Origin of the sequence: Streptomyces sp. NBC_00775 (assembly GCF_036347135.1) — a bacterium.
GTDB lineage: Bacteria > Actinomycetota > Actinomycetes > Streptomycetales > Streptomycetaceae > Streptomyces > Streptomyces lutosisoli.
In genome coordinates, this window is record NZ_CP108938.1 from 5,922,470 (window position 1) to 5,936,100 (window position 13,631).

The window sequence follows — 13,631 nt, forward strand, 5'->3', positions numbered from 1 at the left end:
GATCGCCACGCTGTGTGTGAAATAGGAACACTCAGCGTGGAGGGAACAGAGCGATGGAGATGACGTCGAGTAAGCGGCTGCGGCCCACCGAGGAGATCGTCGAGGAGTTGCGCGCGGCGCTCGTCGGGGTAGGCGTCGTGCTGCCCTCGCTGCGGGTCGACCCGGTCACCGGCGTGAGCGACGAACCCTTCGCCCTGGTCGCGCTCGGCCGCTGCAACGTCGGCACGGCGCAGAAGCTGACCGCCGTGCTGCGCGGGGCGGCCGCCGGAGGTGACTCGTGACCGAGGAGTACGTGATCGACGTACGGGACGGGCGGCTCGGCCAGGTGATGGGGCGCGAGGGCGGCTACGTACAGCTGCGGCCCCTGGGCGGTGGCCTTGAGTGGGACTGCCCTGCGGACGCGCTCGGCGAAGCGCCGCCGGGTGAGGTGCTGCGGGCGCGGGTGCGGCTGATCAACGCGGAGGGGCGGCTGCCGTGAGCCGGCGTCCGCGCCAAGGGTCGGTGATTGGCAGATCCGTACCGCGGATTGCCGCAGAACACGGGCCTGAAGCGGCACGCATCTGCCAATCGCTCGCCTCCTGAAGGGGGCGGCTACAAGTTGCCCATCGGTTCGATGTCCACCTTCACCGGGGTGCCCCAGATGCGCAGCACCTCGTAGTCCGTGAACTCGTGGACCAGGCGGTACGCCATGCCCGGGCGGGGGGTGCGGCGCTCGGCGGCCAGGTAGCGCTCGGCCTCCTGGCGGTCTCGGCGGGGGGTGCCGCAGAGCTGCCACGCCTGGCCGTTCCAGACCTCCGGGAGCCAGCGCTGCTGGGGCTGGGGGCGGTCGCCGCGGATGCCGTAGCGGGACATCGAGCGCTCCGGGGTCTCGTCCGGTGCGGGGGCGCGGCCGTGGCCGTACGCGTCGTTGACCTCGGTGCGGCGGGCGGTGCGGCGGCGGGTCTCGCAGAGGAGGCAGCGGTCGGGGGCGCTCTCGTCCACCGGGCCGTTCGGATGCTCGGCGCAGCGGGTCGTGGGCGCCGCCGTCGTCACCGTCTCGTCCAGCAGGTCCAGGGCCCGCTTCAGATCGGCCTTGACCTCGTGCAGCTTCGCGTCGGGGGTGTCGGCGGTCAGCGCGTCGCCGTGCTCGCCGAGGACGCGCAGGGCCCGGCCGAGGGCGGTCAGCTGTGCGTGGTTCATTCCTCCACCCTCGCACGCCCCACTGACAACGCCGCCGCTCGGCTGTCTCGATGGCCCTGCCCAGCCGGTCAGGAGTGGTCGAGGACGTTTCCGTTCGAGCAGTTGTTGGCGGTGTCGCCGACCGAGGGCCCGCCCACGGGGACCACGGCGAGTTCCTGGAGGCACACAGTCGCCGCCGAGGAGTCCGAGTTGCTTGCCGCGTTCACGCCTCCGCCGAAGTTGGTGTCGTCGTCCGCGTGCGCGTGCGCGTGCGCGGGTGCGGCCAGGGCGAGGACGAGGGCAGAGAGGGCCAGGGCGGTGGCCGCGAGTGTCTTCTTCGTGATCTTCATGACCGGGGAAACGATCACCCGCGAGAAGCGTCACCGTGAAGCGTCACTGGGCAGCGCCACGGAGCGCAGGCCCACGAAGTATGTCGCCAGGAACCCCACCGCGTACCCCGTCAGCAGCCCGCCCCCGTAGATCGCCGCCGTCATCCCCAGCCCCCTGTTCCCCGCGAGCAGCGGGAACAGGGCCCAGCCCGACGGTCCGATCGCCGTCGCGCCCACCTTGTCGCCGAGCGTCGCGAAGAAGCCGACGAAGGCGCCGCCCGCCGCGCCGCCCGCGCAGGCGGTCAGGAACGGGCGGCCGAGGGGGAGGGAGACGCCGTAGATCAAGGGTTCGCCGACGCCGAGCAGCCCGGCCGGAAGGGCGGACCTGATCGTCGTACGGAGGGAGGTGTCGTGGCGGAGGCGGACGTAGACCGCCGCTGCCGCGCCGACCTGGCCCGCGCCCGCCATCGCCAGGATGGGGAGCAGGACCGTGTAGCCCTGCTGCTCGATGAGGGTGGTGTGGATGGGGATCAGGGCCTGGTGCAGGCCGAGCATGACGAGGGGCAGGAACAGGCCGCCCAGGATCAGGCCCGCGAAGGCGCCCGTGTGGTCCAGGAGCCAGTTCGCCGCCGTGCCGATGGCGGAGGAGAGCTCTCCGGCCGCGTACATCAGGGCGTAGAGCGTCACCAGGCCGGTGACGAGGACCGTGACGGTCGGGGTGACGAGGACGTCCAGCGTCGCCGGGACCCGGCCGCGGCACCACTTCTCGACGTACGTGCCCAGCAGCGCGGCGGCCAGCGCGCCGAGGACGCCGCCCTGGCCGGGCGCGAGCGTCATCCCGAACACGGTCACCTTCGCGACCCCCGCGTACACGATGACCGCGGCCACCGCGCCGCCCAGAATGGGCGTGCCGCCGAACTCCTTCGCCGTGTTGTAGCCGACGAAGACCGCGATCAGCGCCATGAATCCGGAGGCGATGGCGGTGAGGGCCGGGGTGAGCGCGGGCAGCAGGCCAAGGTTCAGCAGGAGGCCGTTGAGGCCCGCGATGATGCCGCAGCCGATCAGGGCGGGGATGAGCGGGACGAAGATGTTCGCGATGCGGCGGAGGGCCAGCTTGAGGGGGGTGGCGTTGCGGTGTTTTTGGGCTTCCTTCAACTCGGCGCCCCTGGCGGCCAGTTGATGGGCTTGATCGGCTTGATTGGATGCCGGCGTCGGGGTGAGCAGCGCCTCGAACTCGGGCGTCACGCGTGCGACCGTGCCCGGCCCCAGGACGATCTGGAGCTGGTCCGTGTCGTCGCCGTCAGCGACCAGGCCCAGTACGGCGGGCAGCGCTCGTAGATCGTCTTTCCGTACGAGGCTGCCGTCGCGCAGGCCGAGTCGCAGACGGGTCATGCAGTGGGCGACGGAGGTGACGTTCGCGGGGCCGCCCACGAGGGGGAGGATCGCTTCGGCGGTGAGGGTGTCCGGTGTGCGCACCCCCCGAGAGTGCTGGTCAGCCGGTCGCCGCCGCCAGCGCGGCGCGCAGGTGGCCCTTGCTCTCCTCCAGAAGGTGGGCGGCCGTCGGCCCGTCGACCCCGCCCAGGATCGCCAGGATCGCGTTCTTCACCTCGCCGTCCGTGGCGGCCAGGGCCCGCTCGATCTCCTCGTCCGAGGCGCCCGTCGCCAGGGCCACGATGCGGCGGGAGCGGGCCCGCAGCTTCTCGTTCGAGGCGCGAACGTCGACCATCAGGTTCCCGTACGTCTTGCCCAGGCGGATCATCGTGATCGTCGACAGCATGTTGAGGACGAGTTTCTGGGCCGTGCCGGCCTTGAGGCGGGTGGAGCCCGTCAGCAGCTCCGGGCCGACGACGACCTCGATGCCGTGCTCGGCCGCCGCGGCCAGCGCGCTGTGCGCGTTGCAGGACAGGCCGATCGTCAACGCGCCCCGCGTATGGGCGTGTTCGACGGCACCGACGGCGTACGGGGTGCGGCCGGAGGCGGAGATGCCGACCACGGTGTCGTCGGGGGTGAGGGCGAGCTTCTCCAGATCGGCGGCGGCCAGCTCCTTCGAGTCCTCGGCGCCCTCGATCGACGTGACGATGGCGGTCGGACCGCCCGCGATCAGGCCCACGACCTGCGAAGGGTCGGTATTGAAGGTGGGCGGGCACTCGGAGGCGTCCACGACACCCAGGCGGCCGGCCGTGCCAGCGCCCGCGTAGATCAGCCGGCCGCCGCGGGCCATCCGGGCGGCGATGTCGTCGATGGCGGCGGCGATGAGCGGGAGGCGCCGCGCGACGGCGGCGGCCACCGTCGCGTCCTCGCCGTTCATGAGCGACGCGATCTCCAGCGTGGGCAGCTGATCGATCTCGGCGAGCTCCGGGCGGAACGCCTCGGTCGTCAGCGCCTCCAACTCGGCTCGAAGGTCGGGGTGGTTGGACATGGAGGTCATGAGGGGAGCGGCTCTTTCTGCTGAGGGTGTCGTCAACGCGCCCCGTTCAGGGGCGCGGGGAACTGCGCGACCGGCTACAGCCGGCCCGCGGTCTCCCAGCTACTTCATCCCCGTTGTCCCGCTTTTCGTGCTCTACGCGCCCTTTATTGCTTTACGCGCCTTACATGAAGTTATCGTCCGCCACGCGGAGTGTGCCGGTGCGCCAGCGCCTCGTACGACGCGGACAGCGCCGGTGCCGCCGTCTCGTACGTCCGCTGAGCGACCCCCACGAACAGACAGTCCACGACCAGCAGCTGACTCGTACGAGAAGACATGGCCGCAGGCCGCAGCTCGCTCTCGCGGGCCGTCGACGTGGTGAGGATGTGGTCCGCGTACTGCGTGACGGGTCCGCCCGGGCGGCCGGTGATCGCGATCGTCGTCGCCCCGTGCTCGAAGGCGACCCGGAGCGGTTCGATCACGTCGCCGGTCGAGCCGGAGTGCGTGATGGCTATCGCCACGTCCTTGGCGCGCAGCTGCACCGCGTTGGTGACGGCGAGGTGCGGATCGCTGTGCGAGTGGGCTATGAGCCCGATGCGCAGCAGCTTTTGGGCGAGGTCCTGGGCGACGAGCCCGGACGCGCCGACTCCGTAGATGTCGATGCGGCGGGCCACCGCGAGCGCGGCGACGGCCGCGCCGAGCTGGACCGTGTCGAGTCCGGCGGCGGTGTCGGCGAGGGTCTGCTGCTCGTCGTACGCGAGTTTCGCGACGACGTCCGCGATGGGGTCGTCGACCGCGATGTCGGCGGTGACGGCGGGCGCGCGCCCGGACTGCTGCTGGGCGGCGAGCCCGGCGAGCGCCAGGCGCAGATCCCGGTACCCGGGGTAGCCGAGGAGACGGGCCGTCCGCACGACCGTGGCCTCGCTGGTGCCGGTGAGCTCGGCGAGGCCGGTGACCGTGAGGGCCGCGCAGCCGGCCGGGTCGCCGGCGACGGCCTCGGCGACCCGCTGCATGGAGCGGGTCATCGAGGGGGCGAGCGTCCGCACCTTGGCCGCGAGGGCGGCGGGGGCGGGCGGCGCCTCTCCCGCGAAAATTTCCTTCACGTCTTGGGTCACTCTTGAAAGATATTTTCCTTTGGGTCATACGGTCAAGGGTGCGCACAATGGGGACATGGACCCCACCGGCGACCCCGGCAACCCCGTCAGCCCCTTGGAGCAGTCGCTGCACGCGGCGCGTGCCCTCGTGCTCGCCGATCTGGTCGCGGGCCAGGTCGCCGAGGCGGACGTCGTCTCCCTGGTCGAGGAGTCGGTGGTGCAGCGCCGCTGGTGGGTCGAGCAGTGGCCGGAGGGCAGGGACTACGTCGCCGGGCTCGTCGCCCAGGACGTCCAGGACGCCCTGCTGGAACGCCACGGGCGGTGGCCGCTGTGCCCCGTCTGCGGCTCCGGGGACCCGCACGCCCTCGACGTGGAGCCCGAGTTGGGCCCCGACCCGCACTGGGTGTGCCACAAGGCGGGCGTGAAGGTCGCGTCGGTGGGCTGCCTGGGCTCGGCGGCCGGCGGGGCCCCGCCCTCGTGACCGTCTACATCGACCCGCCCACCTGGCCCGGGCACGGCCGCCTGTGGTCCCACCTGATCAGCGATGTCTCGTACGACGAACTGCACGCGTTCGCCGCCGAGTTGGGCGCCCCGCCACGCGCCTTCGAACGCGACCACTACGACATACCGTCGCACCGGTACGAGGACGCCGTGCGCGCGGGCGCGGTGCGGGTCAGCAGCCGCGAGGTGGTGCGGCTGCTGTACGGGGCGGGGCTGCGGCGGCGGAAGCATCCGGGGGCCGCACGCTGATGTCCGGGCGTGATGTCCGGGCGCCGGCAACCGGCCGCCGTCAGCTGGTGAAGACCGGGTCGAGGGTCTTCCACCAGTTCGTGAGCGCCGCGGGGTCGGTTCCCTTGACCTGGAAGAGCGCGGGCCGGTCGTAGTACGTGCAGGTGATGACGTACTGACCGTCGGTGTGGGTGAAGCAGACCATGTCGCCGGTGGGCAGGGTGGAGCCTTTCTCGTGCCAGGAGCCGTGGACGTTCCGGCTCTCGTCGCAGTTGCCCAGCGTCGGGTACTTCGAGGCGTAAGTCCGGTACACGTCCTGGAGTTTGCTCTTGGACGCGTACATCACGATGTCCGCCTTCGTGGTGGCGCCTCCCGACGTCACCGAACAGAGCAGGGCGGCCGTCGCGCCCGGGGCCTTGTCGTGCTCGCAGCTCTCCCGTTGCCACTGGTCGCTGTTGAGCGAGTCGCGCAGCTTGCGCTCGGCGGCCGTCAGACCGTCAGCGGGCGTCAGACTGTCGGTGGGCGTCGTGGTCCCGCTGGGGCCGGGCGCCTGGCTCGTGGGCGAGCCGCTCGAAGACGCGCCGGCCGGGGATTCGTCGTTGTGGTTCAGCCGTGCCTGCACCACCCAGCCGGCCACGGTCAGTATCGCTGTGAGCAACACGCCGATGATGCTCCAGCGCACGCTGCTGCGGGCCAGCAGATGTCCCGGGTCCGGCGGCCCGGGCGGCTGCGGTGGCGGGTCGTACGGGCTCATCGTGTTCCCCCGATCCACGACTTCACCGCGGCGCAGTACGCCGCGGTGAAGGCATTGTCGGGAGCGGGGGCGGGGCTGAGTAAGGGGAACGGGCGTTGTTGGGCCCGGGGTACGCCACGTGGACCGGTCGGCCCGCACCAATGGGCGCAGGTCAGTCCGTGCGGGCGTACAGCCGCAGGGAGCGGTCCATGCCGTGCAGCTCGTACGCGTACTGCTCCACGTCCTCGCTCACCCGCTTGAACCCGGCGCGCGAAATGACGCCCAGGGACGGGGTGTTGGTCCGGTCGATGGCCGCGAAGAGGAGCTTGACGTCGTCGCGGGCCAGGGCCCAGGCGGAGAGGGTGCGCAGGGCCTCGGTGGCGTAGCCGTGGCCGCGGGCGTTCTCCGCGAGGTCGTAGCCGACCTCGGCGCGGGCCTCCTCGTCGGGGACGCCGTGGAAGCCCATCCCGCCGACCGCGCGGCCGTCCTCCCGCCGTACGAGCACGAACATGCCCCACTCCGGCCGGTGCACCCCGCCTTCGTACGCCTTCACGACCATCCCGGCGGCGTCCCGCGTGCCCTCGAACGGGCCGCCCTCGATCCACTCGAAGCCGCCGGTGCCGCCCGCGCTCAGATCGGCGGCGGCTGCCGGGGTGACCCCCTGGAGCGTGAGCCGCTCGGACTCGATCACCAGGTTGTTGGACCAGCGCCACTCGGTGACCGGGTCGCGGCCGGGCAGTTCGCCGCGACCGGTGGCCCACAGGAGGGTGCGCCAGGGGGCGTCGGGCTCGGGCCGGACGTTCGGGAAGATCCGGGTGAGGACCCACTCGCAGAGCGCGGCCGGGGGTTCATAGGTGAGCTGGAGCCCCTCGGCGATGTCATACGTGTGCAGCAGGACCTCGGCGACGCCCATCGCGGCGAAGCCCTCGCGGTTCGCACTGCGGAACGGGTACGGGTGGTAGGCGCGCACCTCGCGGGGTGTCGTACGGAGGGTGGCGGTGAGCAGGGCGCCGGTCGTCTCGAGCACGTCGACGACGCCCGCGCTGTCGGTATCGTCCTCCATCACGATCTCGAAGGGGACGTACGCCTTCGTGGCCCGTCCGGCCAACTGCCCCGCGTACGCGAGGAGAGCACCGGCGGTGTGCTCGACGGTCTGCCGGCAACTCCACGCCAGTTGCCCCGCGTTGACGCTGTCCCAGTCCCGCCCGGCCGCGACCGCGGCACGCAACACCGCCACGCTCCCCGCGACGGCTTCCGTCACCCGGTCCACCATCTGGTCCACAGCCATGTCCCCGCCCATGTCCCCGCCCATGTCTCCCATGCGGGCGAGGATAGGTCGGATCACGCCTGCGTACGTACCGATTTGTTCGCGCCGCCCGCCCTGGTCACGACGCGCGAGTTCCGCGTACGGCGATGTAGCCGCAGTGCGACGGCGGCCGCGCCGATGGCGAGGGTGGTCATGGCCGCGCCCGCCCACGCGGTGGAGGTGTAGCCGAACCCGGCGTCGATGACCGAGCCGCCGACCCAGGGCCCGCAGCTGTTGCCCAGGTTGAAGGCGGCCGTGGTCGTGGCCCCGGCCAGGGTGGGGGCGGCCGCGGCGACGTTGAACATCCGGGCGTTCAGCGCGGGGGCGGTGTAGAAGCAGGCGATCCCGAGGAGGAAGGAGAGCACCACGGCGGCGATCGCGTACTGCCCGAAGAGGGCGAGCCCGACGAGGATGACGGTGTCGGCCGCCATACCGCTGATCAGCACGCCGAAGAGATGCGCGTCGGCGAACCGCCCGCCGATCGTGGTCCCGATGAGCGCGCCGACCCCGAACAGCGCGAGCACGGCGGGCACCCACCCGTCGTCGAGCCCGGCGACATCCGTGAGCAGCGGCGCGAGATAACTGAACGCGCAGAACACACCGGCGGCGCCGAGCATGATGACGCCGATGGACAGCCAGACCTCCCGGTCCCGGAAGATGCGCACCTCGCGCCTGAGCTGCGGCTTCTGGGCGGGGAGAGGGATGCGGGGGATGAGCGTGACCACCCCGAGGAGCGCGATCGCCGAGGCGGCGCCGACGGCCCAGAACGCCGACCGCCACCCGAGCCCCTCCCCGAGAAAGGCCCCGGCGGGCACCCCGAGCACATTCGCGATCGACAGCCCCCCGATCATCACGGCCAGCGCCCGCGCCCGCGCGTTCCCCGGCACCATCGCGACGGCCACCGCCGCGCCGATCGCCCAGAACCCCGCGCAGGCGAGAGCACTGATGACACGCGACGCGAACAGGACGCCGTAGGTCGGGGCGAGGGCGCCCGCCACCTGGCCGAGCCCGAAGACGGTGATGAGGGCGACGAGGGTCGTACGGCGGGGGAGCCTGAGCGTCGCCACCGCGAGGAGGGGCGCCCCTACGACCATGCCGATCGCGAACGCCGAGATCAGCAGGCCGGCTTGGGGGATGGTGACGTCCATGTCCTCCGCGATGGGGGGCAGCAGCCCGGAGAGCATGAACTCGCTGGTGCCGAGGGCGAAGACGGAGAGGGCGAGTATGTAGACGGCGAGCGGCATGCGGGGGCGGGCGGTTGGGGTGGGGCCGGGGGTGGGGGTATCCGGGGGCGCGGATTGGGGAGTTGGGGCCATGTCCCCTTCGTACGGCGTTCAGGGGTTGGCGTCGAACCAGTTTTCGGCTTCGTGGTGGAAGCCGAGCTCGGTGGCCTTGGCGGCCACCTCGCGGAAGGGGCGCCGCAGCATGAGGGCGGCGGAGGTGATCTCGGCGAGGGTGGCGTGGCGGCCCTGACCGGGGTGGGGGTCGAGGGAGTCGGGGGCTTGGAAGGCGCGGATGAGGAGTTGGTCGTGGGCGGGGTCTTCGGGGAAGTCTGCGGTGTAGCCGCTTGCCCGGTAGACGTCCTTGAGGGTTTCGACGGAGCCGTTGGTGAGGGTGGCGGCGACGCGTAGGTAGGTCGGTGCGATGAGGGGGAGCTGGGTTGCCGAGGCTGTCCAGTCTGCGTCTGCGTCTGCGTTGGTTGGGATCGCTGCGGGCGCATGATGTACGGGGGATTGGTCGGTCTGGATGCCGAAGTCGGCGAGCGCTGTTTGGATCGGCTCTTGGTTCTCGGCCGCCATCCGGAAGGCCGTGACCGCGGAGACCGAGTCCCCGGTGTTGATCCGGCGGATTCTCAGACCCACGGCGGCCACAGCATGGTGTGCCGCTGTCAGCTCTGGGAGTTCTGTGAGGTCGGGCACGACGAAACCGAGCTCGGTCAGTCTCTTCGCCACGGTCTCGGGCCTGGACCGCATGCGTGCCGCCGTGAAGAGGAGTTGGCCACGGCTGACCCGATCGGTCTCTGCCGCCAGGGTCGACAGACCATCGGGGTGCTGCAGCAGGGCCTTGGCGATTCCCTGGTCCGGTTTGTTGGTCCCGCTCCGGCCGACGAGGTGATCGAAGGCGCGCGAGGGGAGTACGTACCCCAACTCCTTCAGGCGCCGGGCCGCTTCCAGCGGGTGATCTTGAGCGTAGAGATGGGCGAGGGGGATGCATGCCCCAGGAGGGAGGAGCTCTTCGGAAGAAGCGTGCCTGAGGCCGAGGAAGGAGGCAAGCGGACTTCTGCCCAGAACCAAGAGGGGCAGATCGTCGGCCGAGGTTGTCGCCAGTGAGCCCAAGTCGGCCACGTTGTACCCCAGCTGGCTTAGCCGCTCGGCGACTTGGCCGGGTGCGCGCCACAAGTGCGCGGCTGTGACAAGCAACTCCGCCCATGACACGGTGAACTGGGCCGGTCGCCATCGCGGGAGAGCGGTCAGCTGATCCAGCTCACGTAGTTCATCGTCCCGCTGGGCGGACTGATCGCGTGAGGCGTCGCCGAGCTCGTGTGCTTCGGTGTACGACGCGGTGGCTTGTTGGAGAACCTGTGCCCAGGTCCGTTGGCCTCCGAAGGAGAGCAACGGCAGATCCGATGGTCTTGCGGCCGGCAGGGAGTCTGCCGGCAGATCGGGGTGGAGGGCCCGCAGCCGCCAACGGAGGACCGGTTCCGGCATGCAGAGAATCATGAGGGCCGCGACGGTGTCATGGCTGCCCCTGGGCCACGGGAAAGAACCGGTGACGGTAGGCAGGAGCAGCAGATCCGGCGGAAAGAATCCGGTCCTGCCTACGTCGAGTGTCCAGTCGTAGCTCCTCCAAGAGATCTCTTTCTCTGCCGCACGGATGGCGATCGACTCAGCCAGTTCGGAGTCCTGCGCGTGCAGAACGTCCAGCCATGCAGGAGACAGAAGGCCTGGCGCGTCGATCAAGTCGTCGATGGCCGCAACGCACTGGTCGTGCACCAACTGCTCGTCGTACCAGCTGAGCTTCTTGCGATCGACGGACAGTGTCGCCTGCTCCGCGCCGTGGAGGTCGACCACTCGTCCGAAGCGGGTGGTGTCGTTGGCGATTCCGTCCACCAGAAGGGCGCCGTTGCCGTCCGTCCACCACACGCCGTCCTGTTGGCAGGCCACCGCGGACGAGGGCCTCGACGGTCCCCCCGAAACTGAGTGGCGCCCGGCTTGGTGGTTCAATTCCCAGGCCCAGACGTACGGCGTGGACTTCCCGGACGGAAGGCGTGTACCGAGGTCGCGAGGATAAGCCGACGACGAGAACTCGCCGCCGGCCTTCGCCTCGACCACCAGCTTCTTCGCCTCCCACCGCCGCACCTCCTTTCCCACCGGCGCCCGCACCTCATAAGGCGAAACCCAAAGGTGCTTCCCCAACTCCTCGCCGCTGGACGGCATCGGTCGCTCCGGTGCCCCATGCAGCCGCACCTTGGTCCCCGCCTCCCGCCCGGGCCCCAAATCCTCGACCCGGAACAGGTTCCCGGGCCCGGCGATCGTCACCTTCAGCAGGCGGCCGGGGCGCCCCTCGCGGTCCAGGCGGCAGGTCAGCACGGACAGTTCATCGGCGATCATGAAGTAGCTGAGCACGCCGAGGCCGAAGCGGCTCACCGGTACCAGTTCGACCGGCGGGTCGAGGGAGGCCCATTGGGCGCCCTCCTCCAGGTATTCGGGCAGGTCCACGAAGCGGGAGCCGCCCTGGGCGAAGGCGCGGCTCAGTTCCGTGACGCCCATGCCGATGCCGTTGTCTGCGCATTCCAGGTAGGGCAGGCCGCGGTCGTCCGTCCCCTCGCTGAAGACGATCTCGCCCTTCCAGGGGAGGACTTGGACACCGGTGCGGCGGAGATACTCCGTGCGTGCCGTGCGGTACCGGAGCGCGTCCAGGGCGTTCTGGTACAGCTCGCGGATCGCCAACGCCCGGTCGCCGTAGAGCTGTTCGCCCATCAGGAGTTCCTGGACGCGGTCGTCGGCGAGGCGGAAGCGGATGCCGCTGGAGAGCTCGGCGGGGGCCGCGCCGCTCGGGCGTACCTGCTGGCCGTCGGCGTAGGCGGGGAGGGACGCGAGGGGAGCCAGCGAGCTGCCCCGCTTCGCCGCCTCCTTGTTGATGTCGCGCAGGAGTACGTCCACCGTCTCGCCGTGCCGCTTGAGAGCCAGCTCGATGGCGGGGTGTCCGCACAGTGCGTTGAGGGACCGGCCGGCGCCCGCGGGCACCCAGTGCGACTGGCGCAGGGTGGCCCGCAGGTCCTCCATCGAGACACTGTCGGAGATGCCGAGGTGCTCGACGAGGACCTCGGGGAGGTCGGCCGGGTCGATGGCGAGTGCGTGTGCGGCCTTGAGCAGGGCGGAGACCAGCCGCTCCCGGACCGTGTGTTCGTGCGAGGTGCTGGGCGCGACCTCGCGTTCCTCCTGGAGCGCGGTGCTGCGGGTGCTGCCGGGGATGGCGGAGGGGGCGACCCGCTGTTCCTTGAGGTAGGACAGCAGCCGGGTGGCGGACAGCTCCGAGCGGACCCAGGCGGGTGCCGCGGCCGGGATCTCCAGGGAGTCGCAGGTGAGGAACCTGGGGGTGAATGCTTCCGGCTGCCGGACCAGCCAGCGGTGGAATCCCCACCAGCGGATGTCGGAGAGGGCCTGTGAGGGCTTCTGCTCCAGGGTGCGCAGTCGGCGGCCCAGACGGGGGAACGACTTGAGGAAGTCGTTCAGTTCGGTGTCCGGCAGTTCCCGACGGGCCGCCTGTTGCGCCCAGTGGGCCTGGGTCGCGAAGGGCAGTACGGCCAGCAGCGCGGCCTCGGTCGGCGAGAGCTCGGTCTCCTCGGGAAGGCGGAGCAGCAGGAAGCCGACCCGCTCCGTGGTGCGGTCGGCCAGCTCCCTGTCGTACCAGGGGTCGTCGGCGATCTTGGGCTCGGCGGCGGCGCAGGCACGGCCGTACCGTCCCGCGAGCAGACCGCAGACCTCTTTGAGCGAGTCGACGCTCGCGGCCCGGGCCGGGGAGGTGAGCTTCCAGGCCGGATGGGCCATGACCGTCTCGGCCCAGGTCCGCTCGGCACCGCTGAGGCCCGTGGTCGTTTCGGCCGGAGGGAAGACCGTGAAGTCGTCGTGGTCGTCCTCGGTGAGCACGCGGACGTGCTGCGGTACGCCCGGTTTCCCGTACGCCTTGTGCAGGGCGTCGATGCGCTCCTGGGCGGCCGGCTTGAACTCGCGCAGTGTGCTCACCGGGCCGGCCAGTAGATCGGTGACCGTCCGGGAGAAGAGGCTGAAGGTGTCCGCAGGCTTCGTGCCCACGTCATGGCCGGCCCGGACGGTGTCCGTGTCCCGGACGTAGCGGGCCACCTCCGCCTGTGAGCAGGCGTAGACGTAGGCGGCCTTGCGCCGCAGCGCGGCGGCGACCTTGCGGATCGACCAGGCCGACGTGCTCATCGTGTCGTTGCGGATGCCTTCGCGGCAGGCGTCGATCAGGAAGACCACCTGGCTCGCGCGGGTGCTTTCCAGTTCGTCACGCCAGTCGATCTCGACGCATCCGCCGGTGAAAGGGGACAGCTCCGGGCGGATGTCCTCGGGGACGAGGTAGTCCCTGCCCTCGGAGTGCACGCCGTGGCCGCTCATGACGACGAGCAGTCGGTCGCCGGGTTCGGCCGAGGCCAGGAAACCCGTCACCTCGCCATTGATCACGTTGGGTGTGAACCATTGAGCCTGGGCCAGGTGCACCTGGTGGAAACCCCGCGCCGACAGAGCGGTCGCCATCCGGTCCAGGTCGTCGTGGACGAAGGGCAGCGGGCTGATTCCCGGAGCTTCGTACTGGGCGACCCCGATGAGCAGAGCCTTGTAACGAGCCAACGCGGCACCGC

At 70.8% G+C, this 13,631-nt stretch carries 13 protein-coding genes; 4 read left to right on the forward strand and 9 right to left on the reverse strand.

The genetic code is table 11. From position 1 onward, the window contains the following. Positions 1-59: 59 nt before the first annotated feature. Complete coding sequence (locus OIC96_RS26485) at positions 60-281, forward strand: hypothetical protein (RefSeq protein WP_330305458.1); 222 nt, start codon at positions 60-62, stop codon at positions 279-281. After that, a complete protein-coding gene (locus tag OIC96_RS26490; protein WP_327435394.1) occupies positions 278-478 on the forward strand; it encodes a hypothetical protein in 201 nt (66 codons plus the stop codon). The genes OIC96_RS26485 and OIC96_RS26490 overlap by 4 nt, the downstream gene beginning before the upstream one ends. 113 nt (positions 479-591) lie before the next feature. On the opposite strand, the gene OIC96_RS26495 is transcribed toward OIC96_RS26490, so the two are convergent. From OIC96_RS26495 to OIC96_RS26515, 5 genes are all read right to left on the reverse strand, one after another. Next, positions 592-1,179, reverse strand: a complete 588-nt coding sequence (locus tag OIC96_RS26495; protein WP_327429700.1) for a hypothetical protein — start codon at positions 1,177-1,179, stop codon at positions 592-594. A 68-nt stretch (positions 1,180-1,247) separates the two neighbouring features. Further along, a complete protein-coding gene (locus OIC96_RS26500; RefSeq protein ID WP_330305457.1) occupies positions 1,248-1,508 on the reverse strand; it encodes a hypothetical protein in 261 nt (86 codons plus the stop codon). 30 nt (positions 1,509-1,538) lie between these two features. Beyond that, the gene (locus tag OIC96_RS26505; RefSeq protein ID WP_330305456.1) at positions 1,539-2,963 is read right to left on the reverse strand and encodes a PTS transporter subunit EIIC; all 1,425 of its coding nucleotides are present in this window, start codon (positions 2,961-2,963) and stop codon (positions 1,539-1,541) included. 16 nt (positions 2,964-2,979) lie between these two features. Then, a complete protein-coding gene (murQ, locus tag OIC96_RS26510; RefSeq protein ID WP_330305455.1) occupies positions 2,980-3,915 on the reverse strand; it encodes an N-acetylmuramic acid 6-phosphate etherase in 936 nt (311 codons plus the stop codon). Positions 3,916-4,085: 170 nt separating this feature from the next. Further along, entirely contained in the window at positions 4,086-5,006 is a 921-nt protein-coding gene (locus OIC96_RS26515) for a MurR/RpiR family transcriptional regulator (protein WP_330305454.1), read from the reverse strand. 55 nt (positions 5,007-5,061) lie between these two features. On the opposite strand from OIC96_RS26515, the gene OIC96_RS26520 reads away from it, so the two are divergent. Together OIC96_RS26520 and OIC96_RS26525 are read left to right on the forward strand one after the other, a co-directional pair. After that, complete coding sequence (locus tag OIC96_RS26520) at positions 5,062-5,466, forward strand: hypothetical protein (protein WP_330305453.1); 405 nt, start codon at positions 5,062-5,064, stop codon at positions 5,464-5,466. Then, a complete protein-coding gene (locus OIC96_RS26525; protein WP_330305452.1) occupies positions 5,463-5,735 on the forward strand; it encodes a DUF4031 domain-containing protein in 273 nt (90 codons plus the stop codon). Before OIC96_RS26520 ends, OIC96_RS26525 begins: the two co-directional genes overlap by 4 nt. A gap of 40 nt (positions 5,736-5,775) precedes the next feature. Here the strand turns inward: OIC96_RS26525 and OIC96_RS26530 are convergent, their stop codons facing one another. The 4 genes from OIC96_RS26530 to OIC96_RS26545 all read right to left on the reverse strand — a co-directional run bounded on the left by OIC96_RS26530 (position 5,776) and on the right by OIC96_RS26545 (position 13,620). Next, positions 5,776-6,468, reverse strand: coding sequence for a hypothetical protein (locus OIC96_RS26530; protein ID WP_330305451.1), 693 nt, complete (start codon positions 6,466-6,468; stop codon positions 5,776-5,778). A 151-nt stretch (positions 6,469-6,619) separates the two neighbouring features. Then, the gene (locus OIC96_RS26535) at positions 6,620-7,759 is read right to left on the reverse strand and encodes a GNAT family N-acetyltransferase (RefSeq protein ID WP_330310166.1); all 1,140 of its coding nucleotides are present in this window, start codon (positions 7,757-7,759) and stop codon (positions 6,620-6,622) included. A gap of 29 nt (positions 7,760-7,788) precedes the next feature. Beyond that, positions 7,789-8,997, reverse strand: a complete 1,209-nt coding sequence (locus OIC96_RS26540) for a Cmx/CmrA family chloramphenicol efflux MFS transporter (RefSeq protein WP_330310165.1) — start codon at positions 8,995-8,997, stop codon at positions 7,789-7,791. A 90-nt stretch (positions 8,998-9,087) separates the two neighbouring features. Beyond that, positions 9,088-13,620, reverse strand: coding sequence for an HD domain-containing protein (locus OIC96_RS26545; protein WP_330305450.1), 4,533 nt, complete (start codon positions 13,618-13,620; stop codon positions 9,088-9,090). Positions 13,621-13,631 lie beyond the last annotated feature (11 nt).